We start from the raw sequence: 20,958 nt of genomic DNA on the forward strand, positions 1-20,958 counted from the left end.
ACGAACACAGGAGCAGTATGAACTATCGTATTATTCCGGTTACCGCGTTCTCCCAGAACTGTTCATTGATCTGGTGTGAGCAGACCCGCCTGGCGGCGCTGGTTGATCCTGGTGGTGACGCAGAGAAGATCAAACAAGAAGTGGCAGCATCCGGGGTGACTTTGACCCAGATTCTGTTAACCCATGGTCATCTCGATCACGTTGGGGCGGCTGCAGAACTGGCACAACATTATGCTGTGCCGGTAATTGGCCCGGAAAAAGAAGATGAGTTCTGGCTGCAGGGATTACCCTCTCAAAGCCGAATGTTTGGTCTTGATGAGTGCCAGCCCCTGACGCCTGACCGCTGGTTAAATGAAGGCGATAACGTTAGCGTCGGCAATATCTCTTTGCAGGTGCTGCACTGTCCGGGGCATACGCCAGGGCATATCGTCTTCTTTGATAGCGCATCCCGGCTGCTCGTCTCCGGCGATGTGATCTTCAAAGGCGGCGTCGGCCGCAGTGATTTCCCGCGCGGCGATCATAACCAGCTTATTCAGGCGATTAAACAGAAGTTATTGCCGCTTGGCGATGACGTGACGTTTATTCCGGGACATGGCCCGATGTCTACGCTGGGGTATGAGCGTTTGCACAACCCTTTCCTGCAGGACGAGATGCCTGTCTGGTAAGCAAAAAAAAGCCCGCGATGCGGGCTTTTTTTTTATCTATGTCTTACAGCACTGCGACGATGGCTTCGCACAGCGGCGCCATGTTATCTGGCGTCATGCCCGCCACGTTAACGCGGCCAGAGGCGACGGCGTACACGCCAAACTCTTCACGCAGACGCAGCACCTGTTCTTTGGTCAGGCCGCTGAAGGAGAACATCCCGTTCTGTTTGATGATGAAGCTGAAGTCGCGATTTGCCCCTTTCTCCGCCAGGGTGGTGACAAACAGCTGACGCATACGCTGGATGCGCTCACGCATGTCATTCAGCTCTTGCTCCCACAGGGCACGCAGCGCGTCATTGCTCAGAATGGTCGCAACCACTGAAGCACCGTGTGCTGGTGGGTTGGAGTAGTTGGCGCGAATCACGGATTTCATCTGGCTGAACGCACGGTCAACGGTGTCTGCATCGGCAGCAACCAGCGTACAGGCACCCACGCGCTCATTGTACAGACCGAAGTTTTTGGAGTAGGAGCTGGCAACAATCAGCTCTTTATGCAGCGCTGCGAAAGCACGCAGACCTTCTGCATCCTCCTCCAGACCACGAGCGAAGCCCTGATAGGCGAAGTCAAACAGCGGCAGCCAGCCTTTCTCTACGGAGAGCTGCGCCAGCTGTTGCCACTGCTCAAGAGTCGGATCGATACCGGTAGGGTTATGACAGCAGCCGTGGAACAGCACCACATCACCGGCCTGCGCTTCGCTCAGGCTTGCCAGCAGGCCGTCAAAGTCGAGGGTATGATTTGCCGCGTCGTAGTAAGCATACTCGCGTACTTCCAGCCCTGCGGAGTTAAACACGCTCTTGTGGTTAGGCCAGGACGGATTGCTTACCCAGACGGTTTTCGCAGAGGTGTTTTTTGCAAGGAAATCGGCGGCTACGCGCAGGGCACCGGTACCGCCAGGGGTCTGCGCAGTGCGAGCACGTTTATCGCTAATCAGGGTGTTGCCTTTGCCAAACAGGAGCTCCTGAGTGCAGCGGCCAAATTCCGGAATACCGTCGATGCCGAGGTAATTTTTGGTGTTTTCATTTTCCAGCAGGTACTGCTCAGCCTTTTTAACGCTGGTCAGCACCGGGGTTTTGCCGGTTTCATCTTTATAGACACCAATACCAAGGTTAATTTTGCCGGGGCGGTCATCGGCACGAAACAGATCGGCCAGGCCCAGAATTGGGTCGGCAGGGGCGGCGGTAATGTTCTCAAACATGACGAGGTTCCATTGTGATTACAGAAGTGAAATCCGCTACCAGATTAACGGTTGATTTACACGTTGCCAACCGTTTGCGATAAAAAGCGTGCGGCTTTTCAAAAGTCGCTATTTTTTTCTTTGGCACATAAAAAAACAGGGCCGAAGCCCTGTTTATTAAGCATATAACAAAGTGGTGTACTGATTAGAACTGGTAAACGAGGCCCAGAACGTAGGTATCGTCAGTTGCCAGACCAGTTGCAGCGGTGTAATCGTTGTCATCCAACAGGTTGAAACGGTATGCACCGTACACGTTCATGTTTTTGTTGAAGTAGTACCAGCTACCCACTTCTACGTATTTAACCAGGTCAGCGCTGCCGCCGTTGAAATCAGTACCCGCACGAGCGCTCAGCTCTTTACCTTTGGACTGAACGTAACCTACGGAAGGACGCAGGCCGAAATCGAACTGGTACTGAACTACCGCTTCGAAGTTTTCAGTTTTGTTTGCGAACTGGTCATCATTCTCACGCGTCATGTTGCTGGATTCGCCGTACATAACCGCTGCGTACAGGTTGTTCGCATCGTATTTAACGGAGGTCGCCCAGCCTTCAGCACGGGTACCTTTGCCATCAGCTTCCTGATCGTTGGTACGATCGGAGTTGGTGTAGGCTGCAGTAACGTTGAAGCCGTCCAGGAAGTCATAACCCAGAGAGTAGCTGCCGCCGTCGCCGTTCTGACGCTCAACATCGTGGCCGCTTACGTTTTTACCCTGGTACTGCAGACCCAGTGACAGACCATCTACCAGGCCGAAGAAGTTGGAGTTACGGTAGGTAGCAACACCGGTAGTACGGCAGGTCATGAAGTTGTCGGTCTGGCAGAGGGTATCGCCACCGTATTCAACCAGCATGTCGGTAGAAGCCAGCGCATCGTAGAACACGCCATAGTTACGACCGTAATCGAATGAGCCGTAGTCACCCGCTTTCAGGCCAGCAAAGGCCAGACGGGTACGGGTGTCCTGAGAACCTTCCGCGCTGCTGGCGTTCAGGTTGTATTCCCACTGGCCGTAACCGGTTAATTGATCATTAACCTGAGTTTCGCCTTTGAAACCGATACGAGCATAAGAGTCATCTGCGCTGTTGCTGTCGCCGCCAGATTTATCCCAAACGTGTTTGCCAACGACTTTGCCGTACAGATCCAGTTTGTTAGCGTTTTTGTTATAGATTTCTGCTGCGTTAGCTGCACCGGCTACCAGCAGGGCAGGGATAACCACTGCCAGGATATTGCGCTTCATCATTATTTATTACCCTCATTGGTTTTTTTATGACACTCGCCACTGCCGTCAATAAATTCTGTCAATAAATGTTTCCGGAACTATTGATGAGAGTTTGGTGTCTTTATGTATCTGACAGGCATCTTTCCATTCAAATTACCCTTTCGCTAGCCTGAAAGTGCTACAAACATCAAGAATCGGTTACAAAAAGCAATTATGTGTAACTGAATGTAAATTTTGAGGAACTTTGTGAAGCACCTCAAACTTCAGAGCTGAGTGGCGATAAAAACACCGTCTCGATTTCTATCTATATGAATTGCTTATCTTAATTTTAGATAATGGCATTTCTTATTACCAAAAACCTTTACAGCCTCTTTTTCTTATATGTATCTCCAGACATCCAGACTGCCAAAAAACTGCACAAATAATGTGCTAATGCTTTAGAAAAGTATTAGACGCAATAAGACTGGGGTTTATTTTTTGTTTGTAGATGATTCTGGAAATAAAAGGTAACAGCTAAGAGGATTTTGCGGGGTTGCTTTTAGAAATGATTGACGTTCAACTGACAGAAGTTGACATTGCAGCATAAAATAATGGCCAGCAAGGCTGGCCATAAATTTAATATTTAGAACGAGGCGTTGCGCGGCGTACGCGGGAACGGAATAACGTCACGCACGTTCTGCACGCCGGTGACATAGGCAATGAGACGCTCAAAGCCCAGGCCAAAACCGGAATGCGGCACGGTGCCGTAGCGGCGCAGGTCGCGATACCAGCTGTAATCTTCCGGGTTCAGACCCATCTCTACCATACGTGCATCCAGCACATCCAGACGCTCTTCACGCTGCGAGCCACCGATAATTTCACCGATGCCCGGGGCCAGTACGTCCATCGCGGCGACGGTTTTCCCGTCTTCGTTAAGACGCATATAGAAAGCTTTAATATCTTTCGGATAGTTTTTAACGACCACAGGGGCTTTAAAGTGCTTCTCAGCCAGGTAGCGTTCATGCTCGGACGCCAGATCAACACCCCAGAACACCGGGTTCTCAAACTTCTCGCCGCATTTTTCCAGAATCGCGACAGCGTCGGTGTAATCCACCTGAGCGAAGTCTGTGGTAACAAAGCGTTCGAGGCGTGCAATGGCGTCGCTATCTACGCGCTCAGCAAAGAACTTCATGTCGTCTGCACGTTCTTCAAGAACGGCTTTAAAGACATATTTCAGCATCGCTTCAGCCAGGCCAGCAACATCGTCCAGATCTGCAAACGCCACTTCCGGCTCCAGCATCCAGAACTCCGCCAGGTGGCGACTGGTGTTGGAGTTTTCTGCGCGGAAGGTAGGACCGAAGGTGTAGATTTTTGACAACGCACAGGCGTAGGTTTCACCGTTCAACTGGCCGGATACGGTCAGGAACGCCTCTTTACCGAAGAAGTCTTTGTCGTAATCCACTTTGCCTTCTGGCGTACGCGGCAGGTTTTCCATGTCCAGCGTGGACACGCGGAACATCTCTCCTGCACCTTCGGTGTCAGAGGCGGTGATCAGCGGAGTCGAAACCCAGAAATAGCCCTGCTCATGGAAGAAACGGTGCAGCGCCTGTGCAAGGGTATGACGAACGCGGGCCACGGCACCAATCATGTTGGTACGTGGGCGCAGGTGAGCCACTTCGCGCAGATACTCGATGCTGTGGCGCTTCGCCGCCATAGGGTAGGTGTCCGGATCTTCAACCCAGCCGGTGACTTCAACGGAGGTCGCCTGCAGTTCGAAGCTCTGGCCCTGGCCCGGGGAGGCTACCACGGTGCCGGTAACAATCACGGAACAGCCCGTGGTCAGGTGCAGAACGTCATCATTGTAATTGGGCAGAGAATTATTAATGACGGCCTGTACAGGATCAAAGCAGGAACCGTCATAGACGGCAAGGAAGGAGATGCCAGCTTTAGAATCTCGGCGGGTACGCACCCATCCGCGCACGGTGACTTCACTGTCAACGGCGACACGGCCCTGGAGTACGTCGGCTACAGGCACAACGCTCATAATATTCTCTCTGTAATTAGTCGGAAAAAATAAATACTTGTCCGCCCACGATGGGGGGATATCTATGTTACCTGGCATCTGCCATCAGACAAGCAGATTTCGCAGTCAAAAGAGAAGAAATAAGAAATAAATGAGAGAAGGGAGCCCACAAGGCTCCCTGAAAACGTCAACTGGCTTTTTTAACCTGGGGCAGGTCGAAGGCTTTGCGCAAAGCGCGTACAAATGCTTTGTCATGGCAGATAGTTTTGCCCGGGCTATCCGAAAGTTTAGCCACCGGTTTGCCATTACATTCTACCAGTTTAATGACAATATTTAGCGGTTTCACCTGGGGGATGTCGCAGGTCAGGCGGGTGCCAATGCCGAAGCTTAAATTCACTCTTGATGAGAAATGGCGATAGAGATCGACGGCTTTGGTCAGGTCCAGGTTATCCGAGAAGACCAGCACTTTAGTGAGCGGGTCGATGCCCAGCTTTTGATAATGGGCGATGGCTTTCTCACCCCATTCAACCGGATCCCCGGAATCATGCCGCAAACCTTGATAGCGCTCGGCAAATTCTGGCCCGAAATCGCGCAGGAAGGCATCCATAGTTATACAGTCGGTCAGGGCAATACCCAGCTGATTGGGATACTCTTCCAGCCAGGCGGCAAGCGCTGCACGCTGGCTGGTGGCGAGGTCGGGGCTGATCTGCTGATGTGCCTGGAACCATTCATGCGCCTGGGTGCCCATCGGCGTCAGGGAGAGGCGACGCGCCAGATCATAGTTACTGGTGCCGACAAACCACGGCTCCTGCTGAAGCCGTTGCGCAATAGCCTGCTGCACATCGCGAGAGAAACGACGACGCGTGCCAAAATCCATTAAGCGGAAGCGAGACATATCCAGCGATTCCGTCAGACGAGAGAAGTCGACAAGTTTCTCTTCCAGCATCATCAGGGCCTGATCGACGCCGGCATCAGGCGTGCGGTAACGGTGTACCAGTTCGCTGATGACCGCGAGCAGCGGGACTTCCCACATAATCACTTCACGCCACGGCCCGGCAAGGCGGATATTGAGCTTACCGTTTTCGTTGGAGATAGTGACCTGTTCCGGGTTATAGCGGAAATCACGCAGGAAGTTGAGATAGTCTTCTTTAAAGAAAGGCAGGGCCGAGAGCCACTGATATTCGTCGTCCCGCAGCGTCAGATGCTGCATAGCATCGACCTGTTCGCGGATAGCTTCAGCATAGATGCCGAGCAGGTCGTCACCACGGCAGCGAAACTCCGCCGCTACCTGTACATCGTAGTAATGGTGAAAAACGGCTTGCTGCATATGCAATTTATACGCATCGGTATCCAGCAACGTATGCAGAACAGGAGAAGCGAATTGAGTCATAGGTGCGCAGTAGCATCCTCTCACGGGAGCGTTTAGTACAATAAACAACTATTGAAACCGCTGGAGTATACCTTGTTTAGCGATTTATTGAACCCCGATCACACCATAAGCTGGATTTAGGGTCGAGGGCATTTCGTGCCCCGTGTTATACAAATGTAGCAAAAAGGGTGTTTGTAACTGAAAAGATGAACATTCTGCGTAGCGCGATCTACACAACAGGAATAGACTGGATTCGTTATTCGACAAACGATGCAAAAGGTTTTCTATGACACAACAGCCACAAGCCAAATACCGCCACGACTACCGTGCGCCTGAATACCTGATTAGCGATATTGATCTGACTTTTGACCTGGATGCCACAAAAACTCTTGTTACGGCCGTAAGCCAGGTGACGCGCCAGAGCGCGACGGCTGTTCCCCTGCGCCTCGATGGTGAAGACCTGACGCTCGTTTCCATCGCGGTAAACGACCAGGCCTGGACAGACTATAAAGAAGAGAACGGCCAGCTGGTTATTAATAACCTGCCGGAGCGTTTTACCCTGCGCATCGTGACCGAAATTAGCCCGGCAGCCAACACCGCGCTGGAAGGGCTGTACCAATCAGGTGAAGCACTCTGTACGCAGTGCGAAGCCGAAGGTTTCCGCCATATTACCTGGTATCTGGATCGCCCGGACGTTCTGGCGCGCTTCACCACCAAAATCATTGCCGATAAAACTCGCTATCCATTCCTGCTCTCCAACGGTAACCGTGTGGGCGAAGGCGAGCTGGAAAACGGGCGTCACTGGGTGCAGTGGCAAGATCCATTCCCGAAACCTTGCTACCTCTTTGCGCTGGTGGCAGGCGACTTCGATGTGCTGCGCGACACCTTCAAAACCCGCTCCGGACGCGACGTGGCGCTGGAGCTGTTCGTTGACCGTGGCAACCTCGACCGCGCGCCATGGGCGATGACGTCGCTCATCAACTCCATGAAGTGGGACGAGGAGCGCTTTGGCCTCGAATATGATCTCGACATCTACATGATCGTCGCCGTCGACTTCTTCAACATGGGTGCGATGGAGAACAAAGGCCTTAACGTCTTTAACTCCAAATACGTGCTGGCCCGTACCGATACCGCGACCGATAAAGATTACCTGGATATCGAGCGCGTGATTGGCCATGAATACTTCCACAACTGGACCGGTAACCGCGTGACCTGCCGCGACTGGTTCCAGCTGAGCCTGAAAGAGGGCTTAACCGTCTTCCGCGATCAGGAGTTCAGCTCGGATCTGGGTTCGCGTGCGGTTAATCGCATCAGCAACGTGCGCACCATGCGCGGTCTGCAGTTTGCTGAAGATGCCAGCCCGATGGCCCACCCGATTCGCCCGGACAAAGTGATTGAGATGAATAACTTCTACACCCTGACGGTGTATGAAAAGGGTTCTGAAATCATCCGTATGATCCACACTCTGTTAGGGGAAGAGAACTTCCAGAAAGGGATGCAGCTCTACTTTGAGCGTCATGACGGCAGCGCCGCCACCTGCGATGACTTTGTGCAGGCGATGGAAGATGCTTCCAACGTTGATCTTTCGCACTTCCGCCGCTGGTACAGCCAGGCCGGTACGCCGATTGTTACCGTAAAAGATGATTACAATCCTGAAACCGAGCAGTACTCTCTGACCATCAGCCAGCGTACGCCGCCAACGGCCGAGCAGGAAGAGAAGCACCCACTGCACATTCCTTTTGCCATCGAGTTGTATGACAACGAAGGAAACGTGATCCCGCTGCAAAAAGGGGGGCACCCGGTGCACAATGTGCTCAACGTTACCCAGGCGGAGCAGACATTTGTATTCGATAACGTCTATTTCCAGCCGGTGCCGGCGTTGCTGTGCGAGTTCTCTGCACCCGTTAAGCTCGAATATAAGTGGAGCGATCAACAGCTCACCTTCCTGATGCGTCACGCGCGCAACGACTTCTCCCGCTGGGATGCGGCCCAGAGCCTGCTGGCGACCTACATTAAGCTGAACGTAAACCGCCATCAGCAAGGACAGCCGCTGTCGGTGCCGGTCCACGTGGCTGACGCTTTCCGCGCCATTCTGCTGGACGAGAACATCGACCCGGCGCTGGCGGCAGAGATCCTGACCCTGCCTTCCACCAGTGAAATTGCTGAGCTGTTTGAGATCATCGATCCGATCGCCATTGTGGCGGTACGCGAAGCGCTGACCCGCACCCTGGCGACCGAACTGGCCGATGAGTTCCTGGCGCTGTACAACGCGCATAAGCTCGACGAATACCGTGTCGAACATGCTGATATCGGCAAACGTTCACTGCGTAATACCTGTCTTCGCTACCTGGCCTTCGGCGAAACCGAACTGGCTGATACGCTGGTAAGCAAGCAGTATCACGACGCGGATAATATGACCGACGCGCTGGCTGCCCTGGCCGCTGCGGTGGCCGCTGAGCTGCCGTGCCGCGACGCGCTGATGCAGGCGTATGACGACAAATGGCATCAGGACGGCCTGGTAATGGATAAGTGGTTCATTCTGCAATCCACCAGTCCGGCGGCAGACGTGCTGAATACTGTTCGCCGTCTTCTGAAGCACCGTTCATTTACCATGAGCAACCCGAACCGCGTACGTTCTCTGATTGGCGCGTTTGCCAGCAGCAACCCGGCGGCTTTCCATGCCGAAGACGGCAGCGGGTATCAGTTTATGGTCGAGATGTTGACGGAGCTGAATAGCCGCAACCCGCAGGTGGCGTCGCGTCTGATTGAGCCACTGATTCGACTGAAGCGTTACGACGAGAAGCGTCAGGCGAAGATGCGTGCGGCGCTCGAGCAGTTGAAAGGGCTGGAGAACCTGTCTGGCGATCTGTACGAGAAGATCACCAAGGCACTGGCCTGATAAGCAGGTAATAGCGAAACGGCAACCCTGGTTGCCGTTTCTTATTTTCTCCCTCTCGCCGTGAGAGAGGGCCGGGGTGAGGGCATCAGGCATTAACCTTAAAAAATGCCCGCTCACTTACCCCACGCTTCATCACCCGATCCAGCACCTCCGCTTCCAGTTCCGCCAGCCTCGCCGACCCGACGCGCCGCGGACGCGGGATATCCACGTTCAGATCCAGACCAATTTTCCCCTCTTCTATTAACAGCACACGATCGGCCATCGCCACGGCTTCGCTCACATCATGGGTTACCAGCAATACCGTAAACCCGTGTTCCTGCCAGAGGGATTCAATCAAACCCTGCATATCTATCCGCGTCAGAGCATCGAGTGCGCCAAGCGGTTCATCCAGTAGCAGCAAACCCGGGCGGTGAATCAGCGCCCGGGCTAAAGCGACGCGCTGTTTCTGCCCCCCGGACAACGCTGCGGGCCATTCGCTCGCGCGATCCTGCAGACCCACGGCGGCCAGCGCCTGGCTTGCCGCCTCCCGCCAGTGACCTTTCAGCCCCAGACCCACGTTATCGATAACCGTTTTCCACGGCAGCAGGCGCGCGTCCTGAAACATCATTCGGGTATCATCCTGAATCTCCGCCAGCGGCGTATTGCCCGCCAGCAGTTCACCACCATTGGGGGCCTCCAGCCCGGCGAGCAGGCGCAGCAGCGTACTCTTGCCACCGCCGCTACGGCCAACCACTGCTACAAACTGCCCGGCGGGGATATGCAGATCCAGTTGGTTCAGAATGGTGTTGTCACCGTAGCGTTTGGTCACGCCGTTCAGCAGCAACGGCGTTCCCTGGTTCAAGCGTGCAGTATTCATGCGTGTGCCTCACTTTTGACATAAGCCGGATTCCAGCGCAGCCAGATACGTTCCAGCCACTGAGCGCTGACGTCGGCGAGTTTGCCGAGCAGGGCATATAGAATAATCGCCACCACGACGACATCGGTCTGCAGGAACTCGCGGGCATTCATCGCGAGGTAGCCGATACCGGAGTTGGCCGAAATGGTCTCTGCCACAATCAGCGTTAACCACATCAGGCCGAGGGCAAAACGTACTCCCACCATAATCGAGGGCAGGGCGCCGGGGAGGATCACATGGATAAACAGGGAAAAGCCCGATAAGCCATAGCTGCGGGCCATCTCGACCAGCCCACGATCAATGTTACGAATACCGTGCCAGGTGTTGATATAGATAGGGAAGAGGGTGCCGAGGGCCACCAGGAAAATCTTGGCGCTCTCATCAATGCCGAACCACAGAATCACCAGCGGAATCAACGCCAGATGCGGCACGTTTCGCAGCATCTGAATGGAGGTGTCCAGTAGCCGCTCGCCCCAGCGGGAAAGCCCGCTGATCAGCCCCAGCGTCAGACCGATCGTCCCGCCGATCGTGAAGCCAATCAACGCGCGCCAGGAGCTGATCGCCAGATGCTGCCACAGCTCGCCGCTTGAACTTAGCGCCCAGAAAGCCTCTATCACCCCTTCCGGAGAGGGGAGGATCCGGCTCGACAACCAGCCCACTGACGAGGCCAGTTGCCAGATAGCCACGATACTGACAGGCAGCACCCAGGGCGCAATACGCAGCAGCCAGGTTGGGGAAGGTTTCGCCATACGTCCTCCTCAGCTCTGCGCGACGTTACGCGGAATAAATTCGTTGGCGACCGCCTCGCCCTGCAGTTGCAGGCGCTGCGGTTGTGGGACTTCCGGGATAGCAACATCCAGATGAGGGAAAAGAAGCTCACCCACTTTGTACGCCTCTTCCAGATGGGGGTAACCTGAGAGAATAAAACTGTCGATACCCAGATCGGCATACTCATTAATCCGCGCCGCCACGGTCGGACCATCCCCCACCAGCGCCGTGCCGGCGCCCCCGCGCACCAGGCCGACCCCGGCCCACAGGTTAGGGCTAATCTCCAGATTTTCGCGTTTACCCTGGTGGAGGGAGGCCATCCGATGCTGTCCTACGGAGTCGGTTCTGGCGAAAGCAGCCTGTGCTCGGGCAATGGTTTCATCGTCCAGATGGGCAATCAGGCGATCGGCGGCTTGCCAGGCTTCTTCGTTCGTTTCACGCACAATCACGTGCAGGCGGATACCAAAACGCACGTTGCGCCCGCGCGCCGCCGCTTTGGCGCGAACCTGTTCAATCTTTTCTTTCACAAGTTCCGGCGGCTCGCCCCAGGTGAGATAGAGATCGACCTGCTCAGCGGCAAGATCCTGGGCCACATCTGACGAACCGCCAAAATAGAGCGGTGGGCGCGGCTGCTGCACCGGCGGGAAGTAGAGCTTCGCATCGCGGACGTGGATATGTTTGCCCTCGAAGGTAACCGTCTCCCCCTCCAGCAGACGCCGCCAGACGCGGGTAAATTCAGCCGAGGCTTCGTAACGCTCGGCGTGATCCAGAAACACGCCATCGCCAGCCAGCTCCTGTGGGTCACTCCCGGTCACCAGGTTAAACAGAGCGCGGCCATTGGATAAACGGTCCAGCGTGGCGGCCTGACGCGCTGCCACCGTTGGCGAGGTGACGCTCGGGCGCAATGCCACCAGAAATTTTAAGCGCTGAGTCACCGGAATCATCGAAGCCGCGACCAGCCAGGCATCTTCACAGGAACGTCCGGTCGGGATAAGCACCCCGGTAAACCCAATCCGGTCCGCCGCCTGGGCAATCTGCTGAAGATAGCCCTGATCCACCGGGCGTGCACCGGACTCGGTGCCAAGATAGTGACCATCACCGTGGGTAGGTAAAAACCAGAACAGATTCAGACTCATGATTTTGCTCCTTTATGCGCTGTCGGTTGCCAGATACGGTCACGGATATCGATTTTTTTCGGTACCAGTCGATTTTCGTAGAAGAGGTCGGCGGTCTGCTGCTGCAACGCCGCGGTGTGAGTATCCACCGGCTTAATGACGGTGGGTGGGCGGTGATCCAGATAGCTGGCAATGACCGTCTCAGGAAGACCCATAGTCTTTGCCAGCAGAGCGATACTGGCCTGCCGCTGGCTCTGGGTCAGGGCATCTGCGTCGCTGAAGGTATCCAGCACCCCCTGAATAAAGGCACCGTTCTTTTCCGCATAAGGACGCGCTGCCAGATAGAAAGAGCCGGTCTGCTTGAGGGTTTCACCATCTTTCAGCACTCTAACTCCCCCCTGCAGCAAGGCTGCGGAGTAATAGGGATCCCAGATAGCCCAGGCGTCCACATTATGTTGCTGAAACGCGGCGCGGGCATCGGCCGGGGAAAGATAGACTGGCTGTATCTCTTTAAACGTCAGACCGGCCTGTTGAAGGGCCCGTAACAACAGATTGTGTGAACTGGAGCCTTTCTGGAATGCCACTTTGCGGCCTTTGAGATCGGCGACGGTTTTGATCGGGCTGTTTTCCGGTACCAGAATCACTTCCGCTTTTGGTTTTGGCGGCTCGACGCCAACATACACAAGGTCTGCGCCGGCGGCCTGAGCAAAGATGGGGGGAATATCGCCGGTGCTACCCAAATCAATGCTGCCCACATTTAAGGCTTCCAGCATTTGTGGCCCCGCAGGAAACTCGACCCATGAAAAATGGGTGTTCGGGTAGCGTTTTTCCAGCAACTGATGGCTTTTAGCCAGCACCATACTGACGCTACCTTTCTGATAACCAATCCGCAGATTTTCCGGTGCGGGTTCGGCGGCCTGGGCAAAGGAGGCGATCGCGATGATACCGGCCAGGCTCAGGCGGGCGAGGGTGTTAAACATGGACGACTCCTTTCAACTGACCAAAAGCAGGAACCTGGACGTCACGACGATGCAGCGCCTGCCAGAAGGTCTCAAGGGCGCTATCAAGCCGGATTTGCAGGTTGGGGGAGAAATGCGGTTTATGCTGATAGTCAATGACTTGCGAATCATCGGCAAATACGCCGTGCAGGATCTCCTGCGCTTTCAGGGCGCTAAGCACCGGCTTGAGGGCATAATCTACCGCCAGCATGTGCGCCACCGTGCCGCCTGTGGCAAGAGGTAGCACCACTTTGCCCTCAAGGGCGCGTTCCGCAAGCAGATCAAGCAGCGTTTTCAGTGCACCGGAAAACGAGGCTTTATAGACCGGGGTCGCCACAATCAGGCCGTCTGCGCCTTGCAACTGCTCACTAAAAGCCTTTAATGCCGGGCTATCGAAGCGGGCATAAAGCAGATCCTCTGGGGAAAAGTTGTGCAGATTCCAGTGGCATACTTCGACCTCCAGCGAGGTAAGTTTCTCGCGGGCATATTCCAGCAGTGCGCTGGAGCGTGAAGGAAAACGCGGACTTCCAGCCAGAGTAATAACGCGCATACATGCTCCTTATAACCAATTGTTTGCTTTTATCTAACATTGATAACATTTACAGGCAGTGTGTCATTGCGCGCTTATTCCACTAAATGATTTATACGCAAGTGAAATGCTAAAAAACGAATAAGGAGGAGAGGGAAAGTAAACGATTGCGTTGCTCCACGCTTTTTTTGCCGCAGGTCAATTCCCTTTCGGGCAAGATTCGCAGATAATACGCCCCCGGTTTGCACACCGGGAATCCAGGAGAGTTCATGTACTACCCCTTCGTTCGTAAAGCCCTTTTTCAGCTCGATCCAGAGCGCGCCCATGAATTTACATTCCAGCAATTACGCCGTATCACAGGAACGCCGCTCGAAGCGCTAGTGCGCCAGAAAGTGATGGATAAACCGGTGCAGTGTATGGGGCTGACCTTTAAAAATCCGTTGGGTCTCGCAGCAGGACTCGACAAAAACGGTGAGTGTATCGACGCGCTGGGTGCGATGGGGTTCGGCTCTATTGAGATCGGCACCGTCACGCCACGCCCGCAGCCGGGCAATGAGCAACCGCGTCTGTTCCGCCTGGTCGAGGCCGAAGGGCTGATCAACCGGATGGGCTTTAACAACCTCGGTGTGGACCACCTGGTCGAGAACGTGAAAAAGGCCCATTTCGATGGTGTGCTGGGTATCAATATCGGTAAAAATAAAGATACGCCGGTAGAGCAGGGTAAAGATGACTATCTGATTTGTATGGAAAAAGTCTATGCCTATGCGGGTTATATTGCGGTGAATATCTCTTCGCCGAACACCCCGGGCTTACGCTCGTTGCAATATGGCGATGCCCTCGACGATTTATTAATTGCGATAAAAAATAAGCAGAATGATCTTCAGTCCCGGCATCACAAATATGTACCGGTCGCCGTGAAGATCGCCCCGGATCTTTCTGAAGAAGAATTGATCCAGGTTGCCGACAGCTTAGTTCGCCATAATATTGATGGCGTTATTGCAACCAATACGACACTGGATCGATCCCTGGTACAGGGAATGAAGCATTGCAACGAAGCGGGAGGACTCAGTGGCCGACCGGTGCAATTAAAAAGTACAGAAATTATTCGCCGCCTGTCAGCGGAATTAAAAGGTCAACTGCCGATTATTGGCGTGGGTGGCATCGACTCGATAATGGCGGCCCGCGAAAAAATGGCCGCCGGCGCTTCGCTGGTGCAAATTTATTCTGGCTTTATTTTTAAAGGCCCGCCGCTGATAAAAGAAATCGTTAATCACCTCTAATCTTTTCTCTCATTATGACGACCAGGGCTTTATTTCCAGCTCTGGTTGTTTTATATTCCGGGACTGTTGCTTATTTAGACATTATAGTCTTTGATTATTGAAGTAAAAAAACGAGACGGTAATAAGGACTTTCTTACGACAGGACGTTTCGGGGACGGGAGAGGCAAATGCGAATTAAACCTGACGATAACTGGCGCTGGTATTATTGTGAAGAGCACGATCGCATGATGCTGGATTTAGCCAATGGCATGCTTTTTCGTTCTCGTTTTGCCCGCCGGATGTTAACCCCAGACGCCTTCGCCCCCAGCGGTTTTTGCGTGGATGATGCTGCGCTCTATTTCTCTTTTGAAGAGAAATGCCGCGACCTGGAACTCTCTAAAGAACAGCGTGCTGAACTGGTGCTTAATGCTCTGGTGGCGATCCGCTTCCTCAAACCTCAAATGCCTAAAAGCTGGCATTTCCTCGCCCATGGTCAGCGCTGGAGTCCGGCGATGGGGGATGCTGCCTGCGTTCATTTGAGCGATACGGCAGAAGAGGTAAGTTTGCTGGTGGTTGAGTCTGGCGAAAACGCCGCGCTCTGCCTGCTGGCGCAGCCCGGTGTGGTGATTGCCGGGCGCACAATGCAGTTAGGTGATGCAATAAAAGTGATGAATGACCGTCTTAAACCGCAAATGCGGGTGGATTCGTTCAGTCTGGAGCAGGCCGTTTAAGGCGCTAGCTGTAGCGACGTTTTAGGGACGCAGCTGCAGCACAAAATCGTGCCGTCATTACCCAGGGCGGATTGCTTCAATGCGGTCACTTCCCCATCCAGCAACCGAATACGACAGCTCCCACAAATGCCCGCACGGCAGGAATAGGGTACGCGAATACCTGCCTGCTCAAGCTGCTCAAGTAAAATCTGCTGATTATTGCCGTTCAGGGTTTTATCTTGCCACTGAATAGTCACGGTGCTTTGCGGCTGGCTCTCTACCTCGATCTCCTCTTCCGTTGCGCCGGCGCCGTAAACTTTCGCCGGCCCGGTTGCAAGAATTTCAATCTCATCGCCCACGCGGATCACGCCGCTATTGCGCGCTATCAGGTTCTGACCGAAATCCACGTCGCCGTTATCTTGCGCCGTACGGAATGATTGCAGCGTTTTCAGCGGCTCGCCCGCAGGATGTTTTTGCCCTTTTTCCGGACTGATGGTGGTGAAGATACAGCGGCTGCACGGCTTCGCCACGTCAAAAATGACGCTACCAATGCGGATAACTTTCCAGGTGTCCTCTTCCCATGGCTGCGCACCGGTTACCACAATATTGGGGCGGAACTGCTCCATCTGCACGCTGGCCTTGCAGCGGTTTTGCAGATCGCGCAGGGAGGCCTCGTTGGCCAGCAGGTAGGGGTAGCCATCGGCAAAGGAGAGGGGAACGCCTTCGTGACGCTTCACGCGACGCGTAGGAGCCTGTCCGACCCAGCGTAGCTGCACGTCACGGGCGAAAAAGCCGCTCAGCCAGCGGTTAATGGCATCAGGCGCGATATGCGCGGTGAAGTGGTTACCCCATACCTCCGTCGGTGCGTTGTCCGGCGCAAAATCGCTAAAACGTACCACGGCGCTGGAGCCGTCCGGCGCGGTCAGGTGTAAACCATCATGCAGCGGAGAAGGGATAAAGCGTACCATCTGCGGGAACTGACGCGCAGTAATGAAAGTACCATCCGTTTCGGTGAGCATAAAAATACGATCAAAGGCAAAACCGCTGACATCTGCCAGTGCATGCGTCAGCCCAATACCACGCATCGATTTGACCGGATGGATAAAAAGCCTGGATAACGTAGGCACGGCAATCTCCCGCAAATGAAAATAAGCCCTCAACTTTATGACATAGAGCGCATATTAGCTATAATGCGCAGCAATTTTCTAAGAGTAAAAGTGACGATATGAATTCTCTGTTTGCCAGTACGGCCCGTGGGCTGGAAGAGCTGTTAAAAACTGAACTGGAAAGCCTGGGCGCGACAGCGTGTCAGGTGGTTCAGGGTGGTGTCCATTTTGAGGGCGACACACGGCTTATTTACCAGAGCCTGATGTGGAGCCGCCTGGCCTCGCGCATCATGCTGCCGATGAAAGAGTTTAAGGTCTATAGCGATCTCGATCTCTACACCGGCGTACAGATGATCGACTGGACAGAGATCTTTGCGCCGGGGGCGACCTTTGCGGTGCACTTCAACGGCGTGAATGATGAGATCCGCAACAGCCAGTACGGCGCGCTGCGTGTGAAAGACGCCGTGGTCGACTGTTTTACCCGTAAAAATCGTGAGCGCCCGAACGTTGATCGTGAAAACCCCGATCTGCGTATTAACGTGTGGCTGAACAAAGAGACGGCGAGCCTTTCACTGGACATGAGCGGTGAAGGTCTGCATCAGCGCGGATATCGCGATCGCGCCGGTGCGGCGCCGATCAAAGAAAACCTGGCCGCCGCGATTGTCATGCGTTCTGGCTGGCAGCCGGGCACTCCGCTGCTCGATCCGATGTGTGGTTCAGGTACTCTGCTGATTGAAGCCGCTATGTATGCCACCGATCGTGCGCCGGGTCTGCACCGTGGCAACTGGGGGTTCAGCGGCTGGGCGCAGCATGATGACGCCATCTGGAAAGAGGTAAAGGCCGAGGCACAGACCCGCGCACGCGCCGGGCTGGCGGCTTACGGTTCGCGTTTCTATGGCTCGGACAGCGACTCTCGCGTCATTGAGCGCGCGCGCAGCAACGCCCGTCGGGCGGGCATTGGCGAGCTTATCGATTTCAACGTGAAAGACGTGGCGCAGCTGAGCAATCCACTGCCGAAAGGGCCGTACGGCACGGTTATTAGCAACCCGCCTTACGGCGAGCGTCTGGACAGCGAGCCGGCTCTGATCGCTCTGCACAGCCTGCTGGGCCGGATCATGAAAGATCAGTTTGGCGGCTGGAATCTGTCGCTGTTTAGCGCCTCTCCGGAACTACTGAGCTGCCTGCAGCTGCGCGCCGACCGCCAGTTCAAAGCCAAAAACGGCCCGCTGGACTGCGTGCAGAAAAACTATCATCTCGCGGAGAAATCCGGCGAAAGCAAGCCGACCACCGTGGCGGAAGACTACGCGAACCGTCTGCGCAAGAATCTGAAGAAATATGAAAAGTGGGCGAAGCAGGAGGGCATTGAGTGCTATCGCCTGTACGACGCCGATCTGCCTGAATACAACGTTGCCGTAGACCGTTACGCCGACTGGGTCATTGTGCAAGAGTATGCGCCACCGAAAACCATCGACGCGCAGAAAGCCCGCCAGCGTATGCTGGATGTGATTGCGGCAACCATCGGCGTGCTGGGTATTGCCCCGAATAAGCTGGTGCTGAAAACCCGTGAACGCCAGAAAGGTAAAAATCAGTACCAGAAGATGGGCGAGAAGGGCGATTTCCTGGAAGTGGGAGAATATAACGCGCGCCTGCTGGTCAACCTTACGGACTATCTGGACACTGGCCTGTTCCTCGATCACCGCATCGCCCGTAAGATGCTGGGCCAGATGAGCAAAGGAAAAGACTTCCTTAATCTCTTCTCCTATACCGGAAGCGCCAGCGTACACGCCGGCCTGGGCGGTGCGCGTAGCACCACCACGGTGGACATGTCCCGCACCTATCTGGAGTGGGCTGAACGTAACCTGCGTCTGAATGGTCTGACCGGCCGCCAGCATCGCCTGATGCAGGCCGATGTACTGGGCTGGCTGCGCGATACCGACGAACAATTCGATCTGATCTTTATCGATCCACCGACGTTCTCCAACTCTAAGCGTATGGAGGACTCGTTTGACGTTCAGCGTGACCACCTGCGCCTGATGACCGACCTGAAGCGCCTGCTGCGCAAAGGCGGCACCATCATGTTCTCGAACAACAAACGCGGCTTCCGCATGGATCACGACGGCCTGAGCGCTCTGGGGCTGAAAGCTGAAGAGATCAGTCAAAAGACGATCTCTCAGGACTTCGCCCGTAACCGTCAGATCCACAACTGCTGGCTTATTACCGCCGCCTGAAAGGAATAGTAAATGTCATTAATCAGTATGCACGGCGCATGGCTCTCCTTTAGCGATGCTCCCCTTCTCGATGATACTGAACTGCATATCGAGGATAACGAACGCGTCTGTCTGGTAGGCCGCAACGGCGCGGGTAAATCTACCCTGATGAAGATCCTGAACCGTGAACAGGGGCTGGACGATGGTCGTATCGTCTATGAACAGGATCTTATCGTCTCGCGTCTGCAGCAGGACCCACCGCGTAACGTGGCGGGCACGGTTTATGATTTCGTTGCGGAAGGGATCTCTGAGCAAGCCGAATATCTGAAGGGCTATCACGACATTTCACATCTGGTGATGACCGATCCGAGCGAAAAAAATCTCAATGAGATGGCGCGCCTGCAGGAGTTGCTGGATCACCATGGCCTGTGGCAGCTTGAAAATCGCATCACCGAAGTGCTGGAACAGCTCGGTCTGGATCCGGACATGGAGCTGGCATCTCTCTCCGGCGGCTGGCTGCGTAAAGCGGCGCTTGGCCGGGCGCTGGTAAGCGGCCCGAAAGTGCTGCTGCTGGATGAACCGACTAACCACCTGGATATCGAAGCTATCGACTGGCTGGAAGGATTCCTGAAGACCTTTAACGGGACGATTATCTTTATCTCGCATGACCGTTCGTTTATTCGCAATATGGCTACCCGTATTGTCGATCTCGATCGCGGCAAGCTGGTGACCTATCCGGGCGATTACGACACCTATCTGCTGGAGAAAGAAGAGAACCTGCGCGTTGAAGAGCTGCAAAATGCCGAGTTTGACCGCAAGCTTGCGCAGGAAGAGGTCTGGATCCGCCAGGGCATCAAAGCCCGTCGTACCCGTAATGAAGGCCGCGTACGCGCCCTGAAAGCGATGCGTAACGAACGTAGCCAACGCCGTGAAGTGATGGGCAGTGCCAAAATGCAGGTTGAAGAGGCGGCCCGTTCCGGGAAGATCGTTTTCGAACTGGAAAATGTCAATTATCAGGTTGATGGCAAAGTGCTGGTAAACAACTTCACGGCTCAGGTTCAGCGCGGTGACAAAATAGCCCTGATCGGCCCTAACGGCTGTGGCAAAACCACGCTGCTGAAATTGATGCTCGGCCAGCTAAAAGCCGACAGCGGCCGGGTCCACTGCGGTACCAAACTGGAAGTGGCCTACTTTGATCAGCACCGTGCTGAGCTCGATCCTGACAGAACGGTGATGGATAACCTGGCGGAAGGTAAGCAAGAGGTGATGGTAAACGGGAAACCGCGCCATGTGCTGGGCTATCTGCAGGACTTCCTCTTCCACCCGAAACGCGCCATGACGCCGGTGCGGGCACTTTCCGGGGGAGAGCGTAATCGACTGCTGCTGGCACGTCTGTTCCTGAAACCCAGCAACCTGTTGATCCTCGATGAACCGACGAACGATCTTGATGTGGAAACGCTGGAACTTCTTGAAGAACTGATTGATAGTTATCAGGGCACTGTGTTGCTGGTTAGCCACGATCGTCAGTTTGTGGACAATACCGTCACCGAGTGCTGGATCTTCGAAGGCGAAGGCCGCATCGGTCAATATGTCGGAGGGTATCACGATGCCCGCGGGCAGCAGTCTCAATCACAGGCGCTGAAGCAATCCCGCAGCAAAAATGATGCGGAAGCCGCGGTCACCAAATCAGAAACGGTAAAACGAGGCAGCAGTAAGCTAAGCTATAATCTGCAGCGCGAGCTGGAAGGGTTGCCGCAGCGTATGGAAGAGCTGGAAGCAAACCTTGAAGCCTTGCAGGCCCAGGTCGCCGATGGCGCGTTCTTCAACCAGCCGCATGACCACACTCAAAAAGTCCTGGCGGATCTGGCGCTGGCCGAGCAGGCGCTGGAAGAAGCATTCGAACGCTGGGAGTACCTTGAGGCTCTGAAAAACGGCGCTTAAGTAAATATG

At 54.6% G+C, this 20,958-nt stretch carries 16 protein-coding genes; 6 read left to right on the plus strand and 10 right to left on the minus strand.

Features of this window, described 5'->3' with window-relative positions; genetic code table 11:
* Positions 1-17: 17 nt before the first annotated feature.
* Positions 18-665, plus strand: coding sequence for an MBL fold metallo-hydrolase (locus B3511_RS06545; RefSeq protein WP_046886687.1), 648 nt, complete (start codon positions 18-20; stop codon positions 663-665).
* A 43-nt stretch (positions 666-708) separates the two neighbouring features.
* Here B3511_RS06545 and aspC read toward each other — a convergent pair whose 3' ends face one another.
* The 4 genes from aspC to pncB form a co-directional block, all read right to left on the minus strand.
* Positions 709-1,899, minus strand: a complete 1,191-nt coding sequence (gene aspC, locus B3511_RS06550; RefSeq protein ID WP_046886686.1) for an aspartate transaminase — start codon at positions 1,897-1,899, stop codon at positions 709-711.
* A 184-nt stretch (positions 1,900-2,083) separates the two neighbouring features.
* A complete protein-coding gene (locus B3511_RS06555) occupies positions 2,084-3,172 on the minus strand; it encodes a porin (protein WP_046886685.1) in 1,089 nt (362 codons plus the stop codon).
* Positions 3,173-3,773: 601 nt separating this feature from the next.
* Complete coding sequence (gene asnS, locus B3511_RS06560) at positions 3,774-5,174, minus strand: asparagine--tRNA ligase (RefSeq protein WP_046886684.1); 1,401 nt, start codon at positions 5,172-5,174, stop codon at positions 3,774-3,776.
* A 166-nt stretch (positions 5,175-5,340) separates the two neighbouring features.
* Complete coding sequence (gene pncB, locus B3511_RS06565; RefSeq protein WP_046886683.1) at positions 5,341-6,543, minus strand: nicotinate phosphoribosyltransferase; 1,203 nt, start codon at positions 6,541-6,543, stop codon at positions 5,341-5,343.
* Positions 6,544-6,808: 265 nt separating this feature from the next.
* On the opposite strand from pncB, the gene pepN reads away from it, so the two are divergent.
* Positions 6,809-9,421: an aminopeptidase N gene (gene pepN, locus B3511_RS06570; protein ID WP_286777799.1), complete on the plus strand. Its 2,613-nt coding sequence runs from the start codon at positions 6,809-6,811 to the stop codon at positions 9,419-9,421.
* Between the two features lie 85 nt (positions 9,422-9,506).
* On the opposite strand, the gene ssuB is transcribed toward pepN, so the two are convergent.
* Genes ssuB through ssuE form a run of 5 tightly spaced genes read right to left on the minus strand, consistent with a single transcriptional unit; the run spans position 9,507 to position 13,747 of the window.
* Positions 9,507-10,277 carry an aliphatic sulfonates ABC transporter ATP-binding protein gene (ssuB, locus tag B3511_RS06575; protein WP_286777801.1) on the minus strand — a complete coding sequence of 257 codons (771 nt, stop codon included), beginning with the start codon at positions 10,275-10,277 and terminating at the stop codon, positions 9,507-9,509.
* A complete protein-coding gene (gene ssuC, locus B3511_RS06580) occupies positions 10,274-11,065 on the minus strand; it encodes an aliphatic sulfonate ABC transporter permease SsuC (protein ID WP_286777802.1) in 792 nt (263 codons plus the stop codon). The genes ssuB and ssuC overlap by 4 nt, the downstream gene beginning before the upstream one ends.
* 9 nt (positions 11,066-11,074) lie before the next feature.
* On the minus strand, positions 11,075-12,220 hold the full coding sequence (ssuD, locus tag B3511_RS06585; RefSeq protein ID WP_207293405.1) for an FMNH2-dependent alkanesulfonate monooxygenase: 1,146 nt from the start codon (positions 12,218-12,220) through the stop codon (positions 11,075-11,077).
* Complete coding sequence (locus B3511_RS06590; protein WP_286777804.1) at positions 12,217-13,179, minus strand: sulfonate ABC transporter substrate-binding protein; 963 nt, start codon at positions 13,177-13,179, stop codon at positions 12,217-12,219. The genes ssuD and B3511_RS06590 overlap by 4 nt, the downstream gene beginning before the upstream one ends.
* Positions 13,172-13,747, minus strand: a complete 576-nt coding sequence (gene ssuE / locus B3511_RS06595) for an NADPH-dependent FMN reductase (protein WP_286777806.1) — start codon at positions 13,745-13,747, stop codon at positions 13,172-13,174. The genes B3511_RS06590 and ssuE overlap by 8 nt, the downstream gene beginning before the upstream one ends.
* 248 nt (positions 13,748-13,995) lie before the next feature.
* Here ssuE and pyrD point away from each other — a divergent pair, with 248 nt between their 5' ends.
* The gene (gene pyrD / locus B3511_RS06600) at positions 13,996-15,006 is read left to right on the plus strand and encodes a quinone-dependent dihydroorotate dehydrogenase (RefSeq protein ID WP_040076299.1); all 1,011 of its coding nucleotides are present in this window, start codon (positions 13,996-13,998) and stop codon (positions 15,004-15,006) included.
* 167 nt (positions 15,007-15,173) lie between these two features.
* Entirely contained in the window at positions 15,174-15,716 is a 543-nt protein-coding gene (zapC, locus tag B3511_RS06605) for a cell division protein ZapC (protein ID WP_040076298.1), read from the plus strand.
* On the opposite strand, the gene B3511_RS06610 is transcribed toward zapC, so the two are convergent.
* Complete coding sequence (locus B3511_RS06610) at positions 15,713-16,822, minus strand: YcbX family protein (protein WP_286777807.1); 1,110 nt, start codon at positions 16,820-16,822, stop codon at positions 15,713-15,715. The two genes, zapC and B3511_RS06610, sit on opposite strands and share 4 nt — an antisense overlap.
* 98 nt (positions 16,823-16,920) lie before the next feature.
* Here B3511_RS06610 and rlmKL point away from each other — a divergent pair, with 98 nt between their 5' ends.
* Together rlmKL and B3511_RS06620 are read left to right on the plus strand one after the other, a co-directional pair.
* Positions 16,921-19,029 carry a bifunctional 23S rRNA (guanine(2069)-N(7))-methyltransferase RlmK/23S rRNA (guanine(2445)-N(2))-methyltransferase RlmL gene (rlmKL, locus tag B3511_RS06615; RefSeq protein WP_046886674.1) on the plus strand — a complete coding sequence of 703 codons (2,109 nt, stop codon included), beginning with the start codon at positions 16,921-16,923 and terminating at the stop codon, positions 19,027-19,029.
* A gap of 12 nt (positions 19,030-19,041) precedes the next feature.
* Positions 19,042-20,949 (plus strand): ABC transporter ATP-binding protein, encoded by a 1,908-nt coding sequence (locus tag B3511_RS06620; protein ID WP_263617133.1) that lies wholly within the window; start codon positions 19,042-19,044, stop codon positions 20,947-20,949.
* The last annotated feature ends 9 nt before the right edge of the window (positions 20,950-20,958 follow it).

It is taken from the genome of Leclercia sp. UBA1284 (assembly GCF_002308415.1).
Lineage (GTDB): Bacteria > Pseudomonadota > Gammaproteobacteria > Enterobacterales > Enterobacteriaceae > Enterobacter > Enterobacter pneumoniae.